General features: G+C 58.7%; 15 protein-coding genes, 1 tRNA gene and 1 pseudogene. 11 read left to right on the top strand and 6 right to left on the bottom strand.

All coding sequences use genetic code 11. The annotated features are described in order from the left end of the window. The first annotated feature begins 14 nt into the window (after positions 1-14). Genes spoT through recG form a run of 3 tightly spaced genes read left to right on the top strand, consistent with a single transcriptional unit; the run spans position 15 to position 4908 of the window. Complete coding sequence (gene spoT, locus ACEPLT_RS00370; RefSeq protein ID WP_008502673.1) at positions 15-2129, top strand: bifunctional GTP diphosphokinase/guanosine-3',5'-bis pyrophosphate 3'-pyrophosphohydrolase; 2115 nt, start codon at positions 15-17, stop codon at positions 2127-2129. 4 nt (positions 2130-2133) lie between these two features. After that, positions 2134-2823 carry a tRNA (guanosine(18)-2'-O)-methyltransferase TrmH gene (gene trmH, locus ACEPLT_RS00365; RefSeq protein ID WP_021242410.1) on the top strand — a complete coding sequence of 230 codons (690 nt, stop codon included), beginning with the start codon at positions 2134-2136 and terminating at the stop codon, positions 2821-2823. 3 nt (positions 2824-2826) lie between these two features. Next, positions 2827-4908, top strand: a complete 2082-nt coding sequence (recG, locus tag ACEPLT_RS00360; RefSeq protein ID WP_021242409.1) for an ATP-dependent DNA helicase RecG — start codon at positions 2827-2829, stop codon at positions 4906-4908. 2 nt (positions 4909-4910) lie between these two features. On the opposite strand, the gene gltS is transcribed toward recG, so the two are convergent. Continuing rightward, complete coding sequence (gene gltS, locus ACEPLT_RS00355; RefSeq protein ID WP_032675719.1) at positions 4911-6113, bottom strand: sodium/glutamate symporter; 1203 nt, start codon at positions 6111-6113, stop codon at positions 4911-4913. A gap of 225 nt (positions 6114-6338) precedes the next feature. Here gltS and xanP point away from each other — a divergent pair, with 225 nt between their 5' ends. Both xanP and ACEPLT_RS00345 read left to right on the top strand, forming a co-directional pair. Beyond that, positions 6339-7730, top strand: a complete 1392-nt coding sequence (xanP, locus tag ACEPLT_RS00350; RefSeq protein WP_023326426.1) for a xanthine/proton symporter XanP — start codon at positions 6339-6341, stop codon at positions 7728-7730. Between the two features lie 119 nt (positions 7731-7849). After that, positions 7850-9544 (top strand): AsmA family protein, encoded by a 1695-nt coding sequence (locus tag ACEPLT_RS00345; protein WP_032675717.1) that lies wholly within the window; start codon positions 7850-7852, stop codon positions 9542-9544. A 118-nt stretch (positions 9545-9662) separates the two neighbouring features. On the opposite strand, the gene yicI is transcribed toward ACEPLT_RS00345, so the two are convergent. Further along, positions 9663-11981, bottom strand: a complete 2319-nt coding sequence (yicI, locus tag ACEPLT_RS00340; protein WP_232929128.1) for an alpha-xylosidase — start codon at positions 11979-11981, stop codon at positions 9663-9665. Between the two features lie 12 nt (positions 11982-11993). Beyond that, a complete protein-coding gene (locus ACEPLT_RS00335; RefSeq protein WP_032675714.1) occupies positions 11994-13385 on the bottom strand; it encodes a glycoside-pentoside-hexuronide family transporter in 1392 nt (463 codons plus the stop codon). Positions 13386-13674: 289 nt separating this feature from the next. Between ACEPLT_RS00335 and ACEPLT_RS00330 the strand changes: the two genes are divergently transcribed. Both ACEPLT_RS00330 and ACEPLT_RS00325 read left to right on the top strand, forming a co-directional pair. Then, positions 13675-13769: transfer RNA gene (locus ACEPLT_RS00330), tRNA-Sec, on the top strand. Between the two features lie 278 nt (positions 13770-14047). After that, positions 14048-14215 (top strand): annotated as a pseudogene (locus tag ACEPLT_RS00325) (hydroxyacid dehydrogenase); the annotation flags it as partial. Here the strand turns inward: ACEPLT_RS00325 and ACEPLT_RS00320 are convergent. The 3 genes from ACEPLT_RS00320 to ACEPLT_RS00310 all read right to left on the bottom strand — a co-directional run bounded on the left by ACEPLT_RS00320 (position 14205) and on the right by ACEPLT_RS00310 (position 16375). Continuing rightward, positions 14205-14660, bottom strand: coding sequence for an acetyltransferase (locus ACEPLT_RS00320; RefSeq protein ID WP_232929126.1), 456 nt, complete (start codon positions 14658-14660; stop codon positions 14205-14207). The pseudogene ACEPLT_RS00325 and the gene ACEPLT_RS00320 sit on opposite strands and share 11 nt — an antisense overlap. A gap of 65 nt (positions 14661-14725) precedes the next feature. After that, complete coding sequence (locus ACEPLT_RS00315) at positions 14726-15772, bottom strand: class I SAM-dependent methyltransferase (RefSeq protein ID WP_232929124.1); 1047 nt, start codon at positions 15770-15772, stop codon at positions 14726-14728. 78 nt (positions 15773-15850) lie between these two features. Next, positions 15851-16375 (bottom strand): lipocalin family protein, encoded by a 525-nt coding sequence (locus ACEPLT_RS00310; RefSeq protein ID WP_008500115.1) that lies wholly within the window; start codon positions 16373-16375, stop codon positions 15851-15853. A 117-nt stretch (positions 16376-16492) separates the two neighbouring features. On the opposite strand from ACEPLT_RS00310, the gene ACEPLT_RS00305 reads away from it, so the two are divergent. The 4 genes from ACEPLT_RS00305 to ACEPLT_RS00290 all read left to right on the top strand — a co-directional run bounded on the left by ACEPLT_RS00305 (position 16493) and on the right by ACEPLT_RS00290 (position 20024). Continuing rightward, positions 16493-17218 (top strand): MerR family transcriptional regulator, encoded by a 726-nt coding sequence (locus ACEPLT_RS00305; protein WP_163341000.1) that lies wholly within the window; start codon positions 16493-16495, stop codon positions 17216-17218. A 99-nt stretch (positions 17219-17317) separates the two neighbouring features. Beyond that, positions 17318-17728 (top strand): hydroxyisourate hydrolase, encoded by a 411-nt coding sequence (uraH, locus tag ACEPLT_RS00300; protein WP_008500117.1) that lies wholly within the window; start codon positions 17318-17320, stop codon positions 17726-17728. Between the two features lie 102 nt (positions 17729-17830). Then, a complete protein-coding gene (locus ACEPLT_RS00295; RefSeq protein ID WP_008500118.1) occupies positions 17831-18790 on the top strand; it encodes a YbgA family protein in 960 nt (319 codons plus the stop codon). Positions 18791-18935: 145 nt separating this feature from the next. Beyond that, on the top strand, positions 18936-20024 hold the full coding sequence (locus ACEPLT_RS00290) for an AAA family ATPase (RefSeq protein WP_032654408.1): 1089 nt from the start codon (positions 18936-18938) through the stop codon (positions 20022-20024). The last annotated feature ends 29 nt before the right edge of the window (positions 20025-20053 follow it).

Below are 20053 nucleotides of genomic sequence, written 5' to 3'. Positions count from 1 at the left end.
CCTGCGGGTCGCCCTTGTATCTGTTTGAAAGCCTGAATCAACTGATTCAAATCTACCTGCCTGAAGACCAGATTAAGCGTCTTCAGCAGGCGTATCTCGTTGCACGTGACGCTCACGAGGGCCAGACACGTTCAAGCGGTGAACCCTACATCACGCACCCGGTAGCGGTGGCCTGTATTCTGGCCGAGATGAAACTCGACTACGAAACGCTGATGGCCGCGCTGCTGCACGACGTGATTGAAGATACCCCTGCCACTTACCAGGACATGGAACAGCTGTTTGGCAAAAGCGTTGCCGAACTGGTGGAAGGGGTCTCTAAGCTTGATAAGCTGAATTTCCGCGACAAGAAAGAGGCGCAAGCCGAAAACTTCCGCAAGATGATTATGGCGATGGTGCAGGATATCCGCGTCATTCTCATCAAACTCGCTGACCGCACCCACAACATGCGCACGCTGGGCTCGCTTCGCCCGGATAAACGTCGCCGCATTGCCCGTGAAACCCTCGAAATCTACAGTCCGCTGGCGCACCGTTTAGGTATTCACCACATTAAAACCGAGCTGGAAGAGCTGGGTTTTGAAGCGTTGTACCCGAACCGCTATCGCGTGATTAAAGAGGTGGTGAAAGCCGCACGCGGCAACCGTAAGGAGATGATTCAAAAGATCCTCTCTGAAATCGAAGGGCGCTTGCAGGAAGCGGGAATTCCGTGCCGCGTCAGCGGTCGCGAGAAACACCTGTACTCCATCTACTGCAAAATGGTGCTCAAAGAGCAGCGTTTTCACTCGATCATGGATATCTACGCCTTCCGCGTGATTGTCCACGACTCGGACACCTGCTATCGGGTGCTGGGGCAGATGCACAGCCTCTACAAGCCGCGTCCGGGGCGCATGAAAGATTACATCGCCATTCCAAAAGCGAACGGCTATCAATCTTTGCACACCTCGATGATCGGGCCGCACGGCGTGCCTGTTGAGGTGCAAATTCGCACCGAAGACATGGACCAGATGGCAGAGATGGGTGTTGCCGCGCACTGGGCCTATAAAGAGCACGGTGGCGAAAGCAGCACGACCGCACAAATCCGCGCCCAGCGCTGGATGCAGAGCCTGCTGGAACTTCAGCAGAGTGCGGGCAGCTCGTTTGAATTTATCGAGAGCGTGAAATCCGATCTCTTCCCGGATGAGATTTACGTTTTCACCCCCGAAGGTCGCATTGTCGAACTGCCTGCGGGCGCAACGCCGGTCGACTTCGCTTACGCCGTGCATACCGATATCGGCCATGCCTGCGTGGGCGCGCGCGTCGACAGACAACCTTACCCGCTGTCTCAGCCGCTCGCCAGCGGCCAGACGGTGGAAATTATTACCGCGCCGGGCGCACGTCCGAACGCGGCCTGGCTGAACTTTGTCGTGAGCTCCAAAGCGCGCGCTAAAATCCGCCAGCTGCTGAAAAACCTCAAGCGTGATGATTCCGTCAGCCTGGGGCGTCGTCTGCTCAACCACGCGTTGGGCGGCAGCCGTAAACTGGCTGAGATCCCACCGGAGCATATCCAGCGCGAGCTCGACCGTATGAAGCTCACGTCTCTTGACGATCTGCTGGCGGAAATTGGTCTGGGCAACGCCATGAGCGTCGTGGTGGCGAAAAACCTGCAGCAGGGCGAAGCAATACCTTCTGCGCCAGGCGCATCCGGCCATGCTCATCTGCCAATCAAAGGCGCGGACGGGGTGCTGATCACCTTCGCAAAATGTTGCCGTCCAATTCCAGGCGACCCGATTATTGCGCACGTCAGCCCAGGTAAAGGGCTGGTTATCCACCACGAATCCTGTCGTAACATTCGCGGCTACCAGAAAGAAGCCGAGAAGTTTATGGCGGTCGAGTGGGATAAAGAGACGGCGCAGGAATTTATCACCGAGATTAAGGTGGATATGTTCAACCATCAGGGTGCCCTGGCGAACCTGACGGCAGCGATCAACACGGCCTCTTCCAATATTCAAAGCCTGAATACGGAAGAAAAAGATGGCCGCGTGTACAGCGCCTTTATTCGTCTGACCGCCCGCGACCGCGTGCATCTGGCGAATATCATGCGCAAGATCCGCGTCATGCCGGACGTGATTAAAGTCACCCGTAACCGAAACTAGTGGTATGAATTCACAACGTTACGCGCGGATATGCGAAATGCTCGCCAGGCGTCAGCCTGACCTGACGGTCTGCATGGAGCAGGTCCATAAACCGCATAACGTCTCTGCTATCGTCCGTACCGCCGATGCCGTCGGTGTGCATGAAGTGCACGCCGTCTGGCCGGGTCACCGGATGCGCACCATGGTCTCGGCGGCGGCAGGCAGTAACAGCTGGGTTTCCGTCAAATCTCACCAGACAATTGGCGATGCCGTTTCGCACCTGAAAGGGCGCGGGATGCAAATCCTTGCCACTAACCTGTCCGCTAAAGCCGTGGATTTTCGCGAGATCGACTACACTCGCCCGACCTGCATTTTGATGGGTCAGGAGAAAACCGGGATCTCACAGGAAGCGCTGGATCTGGCAGATCGGGACATCATCATTCCAATGATCGGCATGGTCCAGTCTCTCAATGTCTCCGTGGCGTCCGCGCTCATTCTGTATGAAGCGCAGCGCCAGCGTCAGAACGCCGGCATGTACGAGCGTAGCAACAGCATGCTGCCGGAAGATGAACAGCAGCGCCTGCTGTTTGAAGGTGGTTATCCGGTGCTGGCTCGCGTTGCGAAGCAGAAAAAATTGCCTTACCCCCACGTCAACGCGCAGGGCGAAATTGAAGCCGATGCCGAGTGGTGGGCCACCATGCAGTACGCCGGGTAAGCGATGAAAGGCCGCCTGCTGGATGCTATCCCGCTCAACAGCCTGACGGGCGTGGGCGCGGCGCAAAGCAGTAAGTTGGCCAAAATTGGCCTGCACACCGTGCAGGATCTCCTGCTTCACCTCCCCCTGCGTTATGAAGACCGCACCCAGCTTTATAAGATTGGCGATCTCCTTCCCGCCATTTACGCCACCGTTGAAGGCGAAGTCCTGAACTGCAACATCACCTTCGGCGGACGCCGGATGATGACCTGCCAGATCAGCGACGGCACCGGCATTCTCACCATGCGTTTCTTCAACTTCAGCGCGGCGATGAAAAACAGCCTGGCGACAGGCCGCAGGGTGCTGGCCTATGGCGAAGCCAAACGCGGGAAGTACGGCGCAGAGATGATCCACCCCGAGTACCGCGTGCAGGGCGATCTCAGCACGCCGGAACTGCAGGAGACACTTACCCCGGTTTACCCGACGACCGAAGGCATCAAGCAGGCGACGCTGCGTAAGCTTACCGATCAGGCGCTGGAGCTGCTGGACACCTGCGCCATTACCGAGCTGCTGCCACCCGAGCTGGCGCAGGGCATGATGAGCCTGCCCGAAGCGCTGCGAACCCTGCACCGTCCGCCACCCACGCTGCAGCTTAGCGACTTAGAAAGCGGGAAACACCCCGCCCAACGGCGTCTTATCCTTGAGGAATTGCTGGCCCATAACCTGAGCATGCTGGCGCTTCGCGCTGGCGCGCAGCGTTTCCACGCTCAGCCGTTAAGCCAGAATGATGCGCTCAAAGATAAGCTGCTGGCCTCTCTGCCGTTTAAACCCACCGGTGCGCAGGCGCGCGTCACCGCCGAGATTGAACGCGATATGGCGCTCGACGTGCCGATGATGCGCCTGGTACAGGGCGATGTAGGCTCCGGTAAAACGCTGGTTGCCGCCCTTGCAGCCCTGCGCGCCATTGCCCACGGTAAACAGGTCGCGTTAATGGCGCCGACCGAGCTGCTGGCGGAACAACACGCCAACAACTTCCGCGCCTGGTTCGCGCCGCTGGGGATTGAAGTAGGCTGGCTGGCAGGAAAACAAAAGGGCAAAGCGCGCCTTGCGCAGCAGGAAGCCATCGCCAGCGGGCAGGTGCAGATGATTGTCGGCACGCACGCTATCTTCCAGGAGCAGGTGCAGTTCAACGGCCTTGCGCTGGTGATTATCGATGAACAGCACCGCTTCGGCGTGCATCAGCGTCTGGCGCTGTGGGAAAAGGGACTGCAGCAGGGCTTCCATCCGCATCAGCTGATCATGACCGCCACGCCGATCCCGCGCACCCTGGCGATGACGGCTTACGCCGATCTGGATACCTCCACCATCGACGAACTCCCTCCCGGCCGAACGCCGGTGACGACGGTTGCCATTCCTGACACGCGTCGCAGCGATATCATCGATCGCGTGCGCAACGCCTGCACCCACGAAGGGCGTCAGGCCTACTGGGTCTGTACGCTGATTGAAGAGTCGGAACTGCTGGAAGCGCAGGCTGCCGAAGCCACGTGGGAAGAGCTTAAGCTGGCGCTGCCGGAGCTGAACGTGGGCTTGGTTCACGGACGCATGAAGCCTGCCGAAAAGCAGGCGGTGATGCAGTCGTTTAAACAGGGCGAGCTGCATTTGCTGGTCGCCACGACGGTGATTGAAGTGGGCGTGGACGTCCCGAACTCCAGCCTGATGATTATCGAAAACCCGGAGCGCCTGGGCCTTGCCCAGCTCCACCAGCTTCGCGGGCGCGTCGGCCGTGGCGCGGTAGCGTCCCACTGCGTCCTGCTCTACAAAGCGCCGCTCTCGAAAACCGCCCAGATGCGGTTGCAGGTGCTGCGCGACAGCAACGACGGTTTTGTGATTGCGCAAAAAGACCTGGAGATCCGCGGCCCCGGTGAACTGCTGGGCACGCGTCAGACGGGGAATGCGGAATTCAAAGTCGCGGATTTGCTGCGCGATCAGGCCATGATCCCCGAGGTTCAGCGCCTCGCCCGCCACATTCATGAACGCTACCCCGAGCAGGCGGCAGCGTTAATTGAGCGCTGGATGCCGGAAACCGAACGCTATTCCAACGCCTGATTTCAGGCGAACATCGGCAGCATCAGGTACAGCTTAATCACCAGCGCGTTGACGATATCAATAAAGAACGCCCCGACCATCGGCACCACCAGAAACGCCATGTGCGATGGCCCGAAGCGTTCGGTGATCGCCTGCATGTTGGCGATAGCCGTTGGGGTGGCCCCCAGACCAAACCCGCAGTGACCCGCCGCCAGCACCGCCGCATCATAGTTTTTGCCCATCATCCGCCAGGTGACAAACATGGCGTACAGCGCCATAAACAGGGTTTGCACCGCCAGAATCGCCACCATCGGCAGCGCCAGCGAGGCCAGCTCCCACAGCTTGAGGCTCATTAGCGCCATCGCCAGGAACAGCGACAGGCAGACGTTGCCGAGCACCGACACCGCCCGTTCAAACACGCGGTAGAAGCCCATCAGCGCCAGACCGTTGCTCAGGATCACCCCGATAAACAGCACGCAGACAAACGTTGGCAGCTCAAACGCTGAGCCCGCCAGCCATTGCGCAACCACTTTGCCCACGGTCAGGCAGATGGCGATCATCGCGATGGTTTCAATCAGCACCAGCGAGGTAATACTGCGCCCAACTTCAGGCTTTTCAAAGGCGGTCGGTACCAGCTCGTCGTCCGGCCTGCCGTCCGGCGTGGTGGAGTGCTTCACCAGATAGCGCGCCACCGGGCCGCCAATCAGGCCACCCAGCACCAGGCCAAAGGTGGCACAGGCCATCGCCACTTCCGTTGCATTTTCAAAACCGTAGCGCTCGACGAACAATTTACTCCACGCCGCCCCGGTACCGTGACCGCCTGACAGCGTAATCGACCCCGCCAGCAGCCCCATCAGCGGATCCAGCCCCAGCAAGGTCGCCATGCCGATGCCAATGGCGTTTTGCATCAGCAGCAGCCCCACCACCACAATCAAAAATACGCCGAGCACCTTACCGCCCGCCCGCAGGCTTGCCAGGTTGGCGTTCAGGCCGATGGTGGCAAAGAAGGCCAGCATCAGCGGGTCTTTCAGGGACATGTCAAAATCGATCTCCCAGCCCATGCTTTTTTTGAGCACCAGCAGGGCCAGCGCCACCAGCAGGCCGCCAGCGACAGGTTCAGGAATGGTGTATTTTTTCAGAAGGGAAACGCTATGTACCAGCTTACGGCCAAGCAGTAACACCAGCGTTGCGGCAACAAGGGTCGACAACGTATCGAGATGAATCATAGAAGGCTCCTTTTTTGCGCGTGTTCCATACACACGCGGCGTTATCCTGGGCCGGTTTGCGCTCTTCATGAGCTTCCGGCGCAAAAAGTGTAATTTTTTTTCCTCATCGGATGTAGAAAACCTGCTCACAGCGGCAGATTTTCTTGTCTTTTTTTGCTGGCAATCGTTTGCTTTTACCAAATGGTCAGATAAAATGCCCGCTTTTCCACCGTGGGATTGCCGCCGATGTCCGTTAACACCATAGAGTCGCCTGATGCGCAACCGATTGCGCAGAAGCAAAATAGCGAACTGATTTACCGCCTTGAAGACCGCCCGCCGCTGCCGCAGACGCTTTTCGCCGCCTGCCAGCATCTTCTGGCGATGTTTGTTGCGGTGATCACCCCGGCGCTGCTGATCTGTCAGGCACTCGGTTTACCGGCGCAGGACACGCAGCACATTATCAGCATGTCTCTCTTCGCCTCCGGCGTGGCCTCGATTATCCAGATTAAAGCGTGGGGTCCGGTGGGGTCGGGTTTACTGTCTATTCAGGGCACCAGCTTTAACTTTGTGGCGCCGCTGATCATGGGCGGTACGGCCCTGAAAACCGGCGGCGCGGATGTTCCAACCATGATGGCGGCGCTGTTCGGCACCCTGATGCTGGCCAGCTGTACGGAGATGGTGATCTCCCGCGTTCTGCACCTGGCTCGCCGCGTCATCACCCCGCTGGTTTCCGGCGTCGTCGTGATGATTATCGGCCTGTCGCTGATTCAGGTGGGCCTCACCTCCATCGGCGGCGGCTATGCCGCCATGAGCGACCACACCTTCGGCGCGCCAAAAAACCTGCTGCTGGCGGGCGTCGTGCTGGCCATCATTATTCTGCTTAACCGCCAGCGTAACCCCTACCTGCGCGTCGCCTCGCTGGTGATCGCCATGGCGGCAGGCTACCTGCTGGCGTGGGCGCTGGGCATGCTGCCGGAGAACACCGCGCCAGCCAACAGCGCGCTGATCGCTGTCCCTACGCCGCTGTATTACGGTCTGGGCATTGACTGGGGCCTGCTCCTGCCGCTGATGCTGGTCTTTATGATCACCTCTCTGGAGACCATTGGAGATATCACCGCCACCTCCGACGTCTCCGAGCAGCCCGTTTCCGGCCCGCTGTACATGAAGCGCCTGAAAGGCGGCGTGCTGGCGAACGGTCTGAATTCGTTTGTCTCTGCGGTCTTCAATACCTTCCCGAACTCCTGCTTCGGTCAGAACAACGGCGTGATCCAGCTGACCGGCGTGGCCAGCCGCTATGTCGGCTTCGTGGTGGCGCTGATGCTGATCGTCCTCGGCCTGTTCCCGGCGGTGAGCGGCTTTGTGCAGCACATCCCTGAGCCGGTGCTGGGCGGCGCAACGCTGGTGATGTTCGGGACGATCGCGGCCTCCGGCGTGCGTATCGTCTCCCGCGAGCCGCTGAACCGCCGCGCAATCATGATTATTGCGCTGTCGCTGGCCGTCGGTCTGGGCGTTTCTCAGCAGCCGCTGATCCTGCAGTTTGCCCCGGACTGGGTGAAAAACCTGCTCTCTTCCGGCATTGCTGCGGGCGGTATCACCGCTATCGTGCTGAACCTCGTTTTCCCGCCTGAAAAGAACTGATCCCCTTCACGGCAGGCAGTCAATGTCTGCCGTGACATCTATTTACACCATTCCCGCCTTGAGGATTGCGCATAAATCGTGCATAACTCCCTTATGTGCGTTTTGCGGGATGGAAGACCATGAAATTTATTGGAAAGCTACTCGTCTATCTTCTGGTAGCCCTGCTCATTGTGATACTGGCGCTCTATATTCTGCTCCAGACCCGCTGGGGCGCGACTCAGGTCAGCAGCTGGGTAACGGTGAATACCGACTACGAGCTCAGCTTCGACAAGATGAACCACCGCTTTTCGTCACCATCCCACATCATTCTGGAAAACGTCACCTTCGGCAGGGACGGTAAACCCGCCACGCTGGTGGCCAAAAAAGTGGATATCGGCCTCAGCAGCCGCCAGATAACCGATCCGCTGCACGTGGACACCATCACCCTGTTCGACGGCACGCTGAATCTCTCCCCGCAGACCGCGCCGCTGCCCTTCCAGGCGGATCGCCTGCAGCTGAACAATATGGCCTTTAACAGCCCGAATACCGAATGGGATCTGAGCGCGCAGAAGGTGACGGGCGGCGTCAGCCCATGGCAGCCAGAAGCGGGCAACGTGCTGGGTAATCACGCGCAGATCCAGATGAGCGCAGGCTCGCTGACCCTCAACGGCGTACCGGCCACCAACGTGCTGATCGAGGGCCAGCTTAACGGCAAGGAAGTGGTGCTGAACACGATTGGTGCCGATATGGCCCGGGGCTCGCTCACCGGCTCGGCCCTGCGCAACGCCGACGGGAGCTGGATTATCGACACGATGCGCCTGAACGAGATCCGCCTGCAGAGCGATAAAACGCTGACGGCGTTCTTCGCACCGCTGGCCACTATCCCCTCTCTGCAGATTGGTCGTCTGGACGTGACCGACGCCCGGCTTCAGGGCCCGGACTGGGCGGTGACCGACCTCGATTTAAGCCTGCGCAACCTGACGCTGAGCAAAGGTGACTGGCAGAGCCAGGAAGGCCGCCTGTCGATGAACGCCAGCGAGTTTATCTACGGCTCGCTGCATCTTTTTGATCCGATCCTGAATGCGGAGTTTTCCCCGCAGGGCATGGCGCTGCGCCAGTTCACCTCCCGCTGGGAAGGCGGCATGGTGCGCACGTCCGGTAACTGGCTGCGCGACGGTAAAGCGCTGGTGCTGGACGATGTCGCCATTGCCGGGCTGGAGTATACCCTGCCGCAGAACTGGAAAACGCTGTGGATGGCGCCTCTGCCGGAATGGCTGAACAGCGTCACGCTGCAAAAATTTGGCCTGAGCCGCAACCTGGTGATCGACATCGATCCCACCTTCCCGTGGCAGATCACCTCTCTGGACGGTTATGGCGCAAGCCTGCAGCTGGTGAAAGATCGCCAGTGGGGCGTCTGGGGCGGCAGCGCAACCCTGAACGGCGCGGCGGCGACCTTTAACCGCGTGGACGTGCGCCGTCCGTCGCTGGCGCTGAATGCTAACGCCGCGACGGTGAACATTACCGACCTGAGCGCATTTACCGAGAAAGGTATTCTGGAAGCCACGGCGACCGTTTCCCAACTGCCGCAGCGGCAGACCACGGTGAGCCTCAACGGGCGCGGCGTTCCGCTCAGCGTGCTGCAGCAGTGGGGCTGGCCTGCGCTGCCGATTGCAGGTGACGGCAATATTCAGCTCACCGCCAGCGGCAGCGTGCAGGCCAGTGCGCCGCTGAAGCCAACGGTGAATGGGAAGCTGAGCGCGGTGAATATGGATAAGCAGCAGGTAGAGCAGACGATGACGGGCGGCGTGGTGTCGGCGATGGCGCCGGCACAGTAAAAAGCCGGGTGGCGGCTTCGCCTTACCCGGCCTACGAGGTTTTGGTTCCCTCTCCCTGTGGGTGACCGCATAATTACCGTAGGCCCGGTAAGCGCAGCGCCACCGGGCATTTTCCACCTCAGAGCTGAACCACCACCTCATCCCCCTCGGCTTTCACCACCACGCCCCACTCGCTACCCGCGTGCGAGCCGCCCTTCACGCCACTCACTTTCTGCACGTTGCGCAAGCATACCGACCAGTTTTGCGCGTCTCCCGCGCCGCTAAAGGTCACGACGTCGCCCTGACGTGACGCCTTAAGCGTAAACACCACAGAACCGTCCGCCGCAGGCACTTCGCTTACCGCCGTTGCGCCATCGTCCAGGTTAAACAGCTGGAAGGCCGCCCCCTCGTGCCACGCGTAGTTCGGCTTCTGGTTATTGTTACCCAGCGCCAGCAGCGTGTTGTCGCGCACGTAGACCGGCAGGCTCATGAAATCGTGCTGCTGCTTATGCCAGCGGCTGCCCTGAATTTCGTCGTTGTGCCACAGGTGCGTCCAGCGCCCTTCCGGCAGGTAGAACTGCACGTCACCCGCCTCGGAGAATACCGGTGCCACCATTAACGAATCCCCCAGCATGTACTGACGGTCGAGATAATCACACGCCGGATCGTCCGGAAATTCCAGCATCATCGCCCGCAGCATCGGCGTGCCGAACTCGCGGGCCAGCGCCGCCTGACGGTACAGGTACGGCATCAGCTGACACTTCAGCTGGGTGAAGTGGCGCACCACGTCGCAGGACTCATCATCGTACGCCCACGGCACGCGGTAGGATTTGCTGCCGTGCAGGCGGCTGTGGCTGGAGAACAGCCCGAACGCGCACCAGCGCTTGTAGACGTGCGCCGGGGCGGTGTTTTCGAACCCGCCGATATCGTGGCTCCAGAACCCGAAGCCGGACAGGCCAATCGACAGCCCACCGCGCAGGCTTTCGGCCATCGACTCATAGTTGGCGTAGCAGTCGCCGCCCCAGTGAACCGGGAACTGTTGCGCCCCGACGGATGCCGAGCGGGCAAACAGCACCGCCTCTTCTTCACCCACCGTCTCTTTCAGCACGTTCCACACCAGCTCGTTGTAGATGTAGGCGTAATGGTTGTGCATCTTCTGCGGATCGGAACCGTCGAACCACTGGACGTCGGTCGGGATGCGCTCGCCGAAATCGGTCTTAAAGCAGTCGACGCCGATGTCCACCAGCCCTTTCAGCTTGTCGGCATACCACCGGCACGCATCCGGGTTGGTGAAGTCGTAAATCGCCAGCCCCGGCTGCCATTTGTCCCACTGCCACAGGGAGCCGTCCGGGCGCTTGAGCAAGTAGCCCCTCGCTTTCAGCTCCCGGAAGATCGGGGATTTCTGGCCGATGTACGGGTTGATCCACACGCAGACCTTCAGCCCTTTCTCCTTCAGGCGGCGGATCATGCCTTCAGGGTCCGGGAAGGTCACCGGATCCCACTCGAAATCGCACCACTGGAAGGCCTTCATCCAGAAGCAGTCAAAGTGGAACACGTGCAGCGGCAGGTCCCGTTCGGCCATGCCGTCGATAAAGCTGTTGACCGTCGCTTCGTCGTAGTTGGTGGTGAACGAGGTGGTGAGCCACAGGCCGAACGACCAGGCAGGCGGCAGCGCCGGACGCCCGGTGAAGCGGGTATAGCGGTTCAGCACTTCTTTCGGCGTCGGGCCGTCGATCACGAAGTACTCGAGATATTCGCCTTCAACGCTGAACTGCACCTTAGAGACTTTCTCAGATCCCACTTCGAACGAGACATTTTCCGGGTGATTCACCAGCACGCCGTAGCCGCGGTTGGTCAGGTAGAACGGGATATTTTTATAGGACTGCTCGGTGCTGGTGCCGCCGTCGCGGTTCCAGGTCTCGACCGTCTGGCCGTTGCGCACCAGGGCGGTAAAGCGCTCGCCCAGACCGTAGACCGTTTCCCCCACGCCCAGATCCAGTCGCTCAAAAACGTAATTGCGGTGGGTATTGCTGTCCTGCACGTAGCCGTTGTTTTTCAGCTGGCTGCCGGTAATGCGCTGGCCGTTGCGCAGGAAATCCAGCGCCCAGAACTCGCCTTTGGTGACGCGCACGCTGACGCTGCCGCTTTTCAACTCGGCAAAATCGGCGTTGTTTTCAATCTCTACCTTCACGTCTTTCAGAACGTTCAGCGGATAGTGCGGGCCGTTATTCAGCGCGCCCTGGAAGTGCTCAATGCGCACCCCGACAATCCCTTCCTGCGGGGCAAACAGGCGCACCGTGAACATCAACGTGTCGAGCTGCCAGGTGCGTTCACGCACGTCACGCGGCGCAACAAACACCACCAGGTCATTCCCCTGCTGCTCCACGTCGAACACCTGAACCGGATAGGTCACGTTCAGGCCCGGTTGAATAAGCCAGTTTCCATCACTGATTTTCATGCTTTCGTCCTCTTAGTTCTGCAATTCTTTGCTGACCGACAGGTTTTCAAACTCCTGCTGATTGCGGCGTGCGCCCCGCGCCAGCTCGCCCAGGATTTTGGTCAGGAAGGGGGTTTTCAGCGTGTAGTAGCGTTTGGCGATGATGGCGCTCAGCACATAGCAGACCGCCGGGGCCAGGGTAAACAGGCCGATAATGATGCTGATGGTCGCGCTGTTCTGAGTTTTGGCCGCCGCGTCGTAGCCGCCGCCAGCCAGCATCCAGCCGATCATCGCCCCGCCCAGCGCCAGACCGAGCTTCAGCACGAACAGCGTGCCTGCAAAGCTGATGCCGGTCAGGCGCTTGCCGTTGGTCCATTCACCGTAGTCGACGGTATCGGACATCATGACCCACTGGATCGGCGTCACCAGCTGGTGCAGCACGCCAATGACGAAGATAAAGGCGAACATCACCACGGTGGCGTGCATCGGCACGAAGAACATCGCCACGCTGACCACCGCCAGCGCGGCGTTAGTCCACCAAAAGATGCTGACCTTGCACTTCCAGTCGGTGAGCGGTTTTGCCAGCGCGGAGCCAATCAAGTTGCCGACGCAGTAGGTGGTCAGGAACGCGACGAACACTTCCGGCGAGCCCATGATCCAGGTGCAGTAGTACATCATCGCGCCGCCGCGCACGCAGACGGCGAGGATGTTGAGGATGGTCAGCACGCCGACGATGCGCCACTGGTCGTTGTGCCAGATGTCGCGCAGGTCTTCCCGCATGGAGGTGGTGCTCGGCGGCACCTGGATGCGCTCTTTGGTGGTGAAGAAGCAGAACGCCAGCATCAGGAATGCGACCACCGACAGCACGGCAATCCCGCCCTGGAAGCCGAACGCCTTATCGTCGCCGCCAATCAGCTTCACCAGCGGCATCATCAGCACCGTAGAGAGCATGCCGCCCGCCGTCGCCAGCACAAAGCGCCAGGACTGAAGGGAGATACGCTGCGTCGGGTCACTGGTGATCACGCCGCCCAGCGCGCAGTAAGGAATGTTGACCACGGTATAGAGCAGGGTCAGCAGCGTGTAGGTCACGGCGGCATAAACCATTTTGCCGTTGAGGCTGAGGTCCGGCGTGGTGTAGGCCAGCACGCAGACGATGCCGAACGGGATGGCACCAAACAAAATCCACGGACGGAACTTGCCCCAGCGGCTGCGGGTGCGGTCGGCGATCAGCCCCATACACGGGTCGGAGATCGCATCCAGCGCGCGCGCCAGCAGGAACATGGTGCCGACAAACCCGGCGGGAATGCCGAAAATATCGGTGTAGAAAAACATCATGTACAACATGACGTTATCAAAAATGATGTGGCTGGCGGCGTCACCCATGCCGTAGCCAATCTTCTCTTTTACTGACAATACTTCGCTCATCTTTTTTTATCCTTCACGCTGTAGGGGGCGCTGAGACCGGTTACAGAGTTTTAAACCATTGTTTCAGGAGCGGGTATTGCGTTTTCTGATTAGCAGATTACGTTTCTTGTTTTTTGTGATCGCGGTAAATACTGGAGAGCACGAAAGGCTAACCTGAGGATTTTCTTAAGAATTAACTGAAACAGGGGGGTACAGGTCAAAAGAGAGGTGAAAAAAGTGGTGTGGGGTATGTGGTAAATGCCTGAAAGTAGCTATAATGCGCCCCGCCTCCATGTAGCAATGCAGGCGCGGAAGATCGTCATCTCCGGTGAGGTGGCTGGACTTCAAATCCAGTTGGGGACGCCAGCGTTCCCGGGCAGGTTCGACTCCTGTGATCTTCCGCCAAAAGTTGTTTTATTCATCCCCATGTTGCTCAGCTGCTACTTTACGTTTCTTCGCTATATCTTGAGCCTTAATATGATATTCCCATCTTATCGAGTTCATTATAATTGCGTATATATTAAATATAAACGTCTTAAGCACTAGCAATAAATAAACAATACTGCTACCTATAATACAATATGTGAATGATATTATTCCATTTTTCATCTCTGTAGTTAGAGGAAGTATTGTAAACACATTTGACCCCACACCTTTTGGCTGACAAAATAAAATAACAAACAGATCGGGGCGTTTTAAAAGGAGCAGGCAAAATCAGCAAGAAAGCGGCTGATGAAAAGGCGTGCTCAGAATACATTGAGTTTGAAAAAAAGCAGCGCCTGCTGAAAGAAGCCGAAGGTGAGAAAGATATCATCGGCTTATTAAAATGGGATAAGCAGGCTAAGCGCTAATCCCGGTATTCCTGCTCAGCTTCATATGCAACAACGGAAACGGATTCCCCTGCCCGTCCAGTTCCGAGCGTCCGACCTGCTCAAACCCCATATGGCGATAAAACGCGACGCCCTGCGGGTTCTGCTCGTTCACGTCCACTTCGTTCGCGCCGAACGCTGCGATGGCGTATTTCAACAGCAATTTCCCGACGCCCTTCCCCCGGCTCGCATCGTCAACAAACAGCATTTCAATGCGGTTTTCATCCACGCCTAAAAAGCCGTGAATAACGCCTGCGTCATCGCGAGCAATCACAACCTTGAGATTTGGCAGATAGGCGTTGAGCAATAGCGGGCGCAGCGCCGCAATATCGCTTTCCTGTAAAAAGTGATGGGTGGCGCGGACGGAGGATTCCCAGATCGCGACCAGACGCTCGAAGTGTGTGGGGAGTGCGGTTTCAATTTTCATGGGGGGATCATGATTGGAAAATCCTACTAATGCAAATCACTCTATGCGGCCTGTTCCCCCTCACCCTAGCCCTCTCCCACAGGGAGAGGGAACTGACCGTGCGGTTTTTCATCCCCTACCCTAATCTCCATCACCGCATACACCCCGTCCTTCGGCACCACCACGGTGACGTTTTCCACCGGCACGCCCGCCGCGAGGTGGATGTCCTGCAGCTGCTGTAACGACCTCGGGTGAATATCCTCCCAGCCGATGCCCCGCAGCACAAAGTCAATCTGCGGGCTGCTGGTGAGCATGTTCGACACAATCACCGCGCCGCCGGGCTTGACCAGCCGCAGCGCGCGCTGGAGAAAAATCACCGCGTCAGTATCGTTGAAGTATTCGAAAATCCCCAGCGCGTCGACCAGTTCGGCCTGGTGCTCGCCCAGCTCCAGCAGCAGGTCCTCGTTACGCACCAGCGTATGGAGCAGGTTGCGCCTGAGCAGCGTCAGCTGTTCGCCCACCACAATGCCTTCCTGCGCCGCCATGGTTTCCGCCCAGCTCAGCGCAACCGGGTCTTTGTCCACCAGGATGAGATACACCTGCTGACCGTCGAGCTTTGCTTCGCGCAGCGCCTCCAGCACCGGAATGGCGGCGCCGCTCGCCAGGCTGACCCAGTTGTTCTCGCTTTCATTATGAATGTACTGATCCACCAGCGCGGCCAGCACCCGGGCGCGGGAGCGCACGCCAATCGCATCGTTAGCGTGGATAAACCACTGGCGGCTGTCGCTGTCCATTTTTGTGCCGTCGGGCAGGCGGTCCTCCAGCGGGTTTTGCACCACAAACAGCGCCAGCGCGGAGGGGACCAGCCGGGTGCGCCACGCGGTGAGCGCCGGACGGTTGCGGAAGGCCTGTTCGGAATAGCGGTTCTGCGGAACAAGCACGGCCAGCCCCCCTTCGTCGTATTCCACCCGCGGCGGCCGAAGCGCCGGCTCCGCTTTCAAGGCGCGGTCAAGGGAGGCGATCTCACGGGCAGCATCGTCTTTCATCGGCCACTGGTCGCTGACGTCGGGAAATGACGCGCTGAAAATCGTCATATTTTCCGGTGCATCGCCGCGAAAAGGCTGCCAGTTCATGTCGTCTTCCCTCCGTTAGGCTTTTAACGGAAGTCTATCCAGGCGTGCCAGTAATGCCCCAGGAAGAAAGCACGATTTTTATTGTTTCACCCACACCAGCTGGTCAACCCGGAAGCCCAGGCTGCGCGCGGTGTTCAGGTAATCCTGCTTCACCGCATCCGGGATGGTCGGCGTACGCGACAGGATCCACAGATAGTCGCGGTTCGGGCCGCTTACCAGCGCGTACTGGTACTTATCGTCCAGCCTGATCACGTTATACCCGCCGTAGAACGGGCCGAAGAAGGAGACCTTCAGCGCGGCCGTGGTCGGCTCGCCGGTAAAGTACGCTTTGCCTTCGCTCTCATTCCACTTGTTCTTCACCGGATCGTAGCCCCGGTTGAGCACGCTAATACCGCCGTCGCTGCGCTTGCCGTAGGTCGCCGTCACCTGCTCCAGGCCGCGTTCGAAGCGGTTTTCCAGACGGGCGACTTCGTACCATTTGCCGAGATAGCGGCTGGCTTCGAAGTTGGTAATAGGCTGCACGCCTTTCGGCGGCGTGGGGGATTTACAGGCGACCAGCGTCAAAGCAATCGCAACACCGGTCACAACAGGCCATAGCTTCATGAGAATTCCTTTCATTTGCACGGTTGGATGTTAAGTGTAGTGCACCGTTTCGGCGCTTCATCCCGTTCGGGAAAATTCGTAGTATATTGAGAGTATTCCTCCACTCTGGACACGGACATGGCTTACTCCATCGGCGAATTCGCCAGACTCAGCGGCATCACCGCCACCACCCTGCGGGCGTGGCAGCGTCGCTACGGTTTACTCAAGCCACAGCGCACGGAAGGCGGCCATCGCCAGTACAGCGATGAGGACGTCCAGCAGGCGCTCAAAATCCTCGACTGGGTAAAAAAAGGCGTCCCGATCGGCCAGGTCAAACCGCTGCTGGAACGCCCGACGCCGGGCCGAACCAACAACTGGCAAACCCTGCAGCAGAACATGCTGCAACGCCTGCAGGACGGCAAAGTCGAGTCCCTGCGCCAGATGATTTACGACGCCGGGCGCGAATACCCAAGGCCGGAGCTGGTCGCGAACGTGCTGCGCCCGCTGCGCCGCCAGGTCTCGGCTAACGTGGCCGCCGCCATGACCCTGCGCGCGATCCTCGACGGCATCATCATCGCCTATACCTCGTTTTGCCTCGAAGGCGATAAAAAAGCGCCTGGCGATAACATTCTGCTTAGCGGCTGGCACCTGAACGACCCGTGTGAGATCTGGCTCGAAGCCCTAACGCGCACCGGGCAGGGCCACCGCATTGACATTCTGCCAGTTCCGCCAGACGCCCTGGCTCCGGACATTTTCCCGGAGCGAAAATGGCTGCTGGTCACCAGCGGTAAACTCACCGCCGGGCGGAAAAAGCAGGTGGAGCAGTGGCAGCAGCAGGTATCGCTTGTAGTGATTATCCTCTGATCATTTTCTTCTGCGGGAATCTTCACGAAAAGTTGAATATTTTCCCGCGCCGCAAATGCTAACGTTTTCCTGTGACGAATAACTCCACAGGAAAACACCATGAAAAAAACTGCCCCTCTGCTGATCCTGGCCTCAATGGCCTTTGCCCCCGCCGCCTTTAGCGCCCCTGCCGGTACGCTGAGCGTCCACATTCTCGACCAGCAAACCGGGATGCCGCCATCAGACGTGAGCGTTACGCTGGAGAAGCAGCAGCAGGACAAATGGACCCCGATTGCCAGCGGTAAAACCGACCATGACGGACGCATCAAATCGCTTTATCCGCAGGATCAGGACATGCAGCCTGGCGTGTATAAAGTGACCTTCAAAACCGCAGAGTACTTCCACGGCAAAAAGCTGGACTCCTTCTTCCCGGAGATCCCGGTGCTGTTTACCGTGACCCGCACCAACGAGAAGCTGCACATCCCGCTTCTGCTGAGCCAGTACGGTTACTCGACTTACAAGGGCAGCTAAGACGTATTGATTTTAAAGGAATTAAAAAAATAGTTCCGCGAATACTTGGACAAATTAGTCATGTTGTGTAAGTTTTAATTATATGAACGGGAGGACCACACCATGACAACGAAACCTGTGCTCGGTATTAGCGGATGTTTGACCGGATCCGCCGTTCGCTTTGACGGCGGACACAAGCGTATGAGCTTCGTCATGGATGAGCTGGCCCAGTGGGTGAACTTCAGGCCCGTCTGTCCGGAAATGGCCATCGGCCTGCCGACGCCTCGCCCTGCGCTGCGTTTGATTATGACCACCAGCGGTGAAACGCAGATGCGCTTTAGCCACGCGCCTCACGAAGACGTTACGCAGAAAATGGCGGACTTTACGGCAGATTTTTTGCCGAAAATCGGCGATCTCGCCGGGTTTATCGTCTGCGCTAAATCCCCAAGCTGCGGCATGGAACGCGTGCGGCTGTATGATGAAAACGGCAACCGGGGCCGCAAGGAGGGGGTCGGGCTGTTCACCGCCGCCCTCCTTGAAACCTGGCCGTGGCTGCCCGTGGAAGAGGATGGACGCTTGCACGATCCGGTGCTGCGTGAAAACTTTGTCGAACGTGTTTTTGCCCTGCACGAACTGAACACGCTGCGTAAAAATGGCCTCACGCGCCGCGCGCTGCTGGACTTCCACAGCCGTTACAAACTCCAGCTGCTGGCGCACCATCAGGCGGGTTACCGTGAAATCGGCCCGTTCGTTGCCTCGCTGCACGAGTGGGAAGACCTGGACGCCTTCTTTGTGGCGTACCGGGAAAAGCTGATGACCATCCTGAAAAAACCCGCTTCGCGGAAGAATCACACCAACGTGCTGATGCATATTCAGGGGTATTTTCGTAACCAGCTGAACACCCGCCAGCGCGGCGAACTGCGCGACGTGATCCTGCATTATCGCAACGGACAGTTGCCTATCCTCGCCCCGATCACGCTGCTGAAGCACTACCTGGCCGAATACCCCGACCGGTATCTGATGACGCAAAACTACTTTGATCCCTATCCTGATGATTTGGGTCTGCGTCTGGCAGTCAAGTGATGAAAAAAATGCGAAGGCCCCATTGACCCGTAGAGGCCCAAAGCAGTACCCCGTTTAGACGACATCCTCACTGTCGTCTCTTTTTTGCATTTCATCTCAAAGACTGTGATTATATACAGGCTTATTCTGCGAAAGGGGCCTGCCTGTGATCCACACCCTGCACATCCAAAACTACCGATCCATCCGCGAGATGTCGCTGGAGCTGGAGCAGCTCAACATCGTCTTTGGGCCGAACGGCACCGGGAAATCGAATATCTACAAGGCGATACACCTGATGCACAGCGCCGCGCAGGGGCAGTTTTCCCAGGCGCTGGCGAACGAGGGCGGCATTCTGAAGGTGTTCTGGGCAGGTAAAACCCGTAGCGACCAGCTGCGGCGGATGAATCTGGCGGTAGAAACAGAGAGCTACGAATACGAGCTGCAGGTCGGGTTTGTGGAGAAGCTGCCCTATCCCTCGCAGTTTCAGCTCGACCCGGTGATCAAAGAAGAGTCTCTCTGGCTGAGCGGCCAGCACCGTCGACCTTCGTCACAGCTGATGAAGCGCAGGAATCAGGCGGTGTTTCTGAATAACGTGCATCACGAGAAAGTGACCCACAGCGGCACGCTGTACGAGAACGAATCGGTATTCGGCCAGCTCGGCGAACCGCACCTTTACCCGGAAGTGTCGCAGATGCGCGAGTCCCTGCGTAACTGGCGCTTTTATCATGAGTTTTCTGTATCAATCGGCTCGGCGATGCGCGCCCCGCAGGTCGGTTTTCGCTCCCCGGTGCTGGCCAGCGACGGCGCCAACCTGGCGGCCGCGTTTCAGACCATCGTCGAGATTGGTGACGAGCTGCTGCTGATGCGCATCCTTGACCAGGCCTTCCCCGGCTGCGTGTTTTACAGCGACAACACCGGCGGACGTTTTCGCATGATGATGCAGCGCGAGGGGCTGAACAGACCGCTGGAACCGGCGGAGTTCTCCGACGGCACCCTGCGCTTTCTGTGCCTTGCGGTAGCGCTGCTCAGCCCGCGCCCACCGGCGTTTATCGCGTTGAACGAACCGGAAAACAGCCTGCACCCGCAGATGCTGCCCGCCCTGGCGAGCTTAATCGCCGAGGCCAGCCGCTACTCGCAGATCTGGCTCACCAGCCACTCGCCGGAGCTGGCGACGTTGATTGAGAAGCAGCGATCGTTTTCGCTGTATCAGCTGTCGATGACGGAGGGGGAGACGCGGGTGGAGAGGCTGGGGTAGTCTCAATGGGCACGGAGGCTGTTTTTTCG

It is taken from the genome of Enterobacter sp. fkY84-1 (assembly GCF_052974705.1).
Note: the sequence above shows the minus strand (reverse complement) of the source record. Positions and strands in the feature narration are given on the sequence as shown.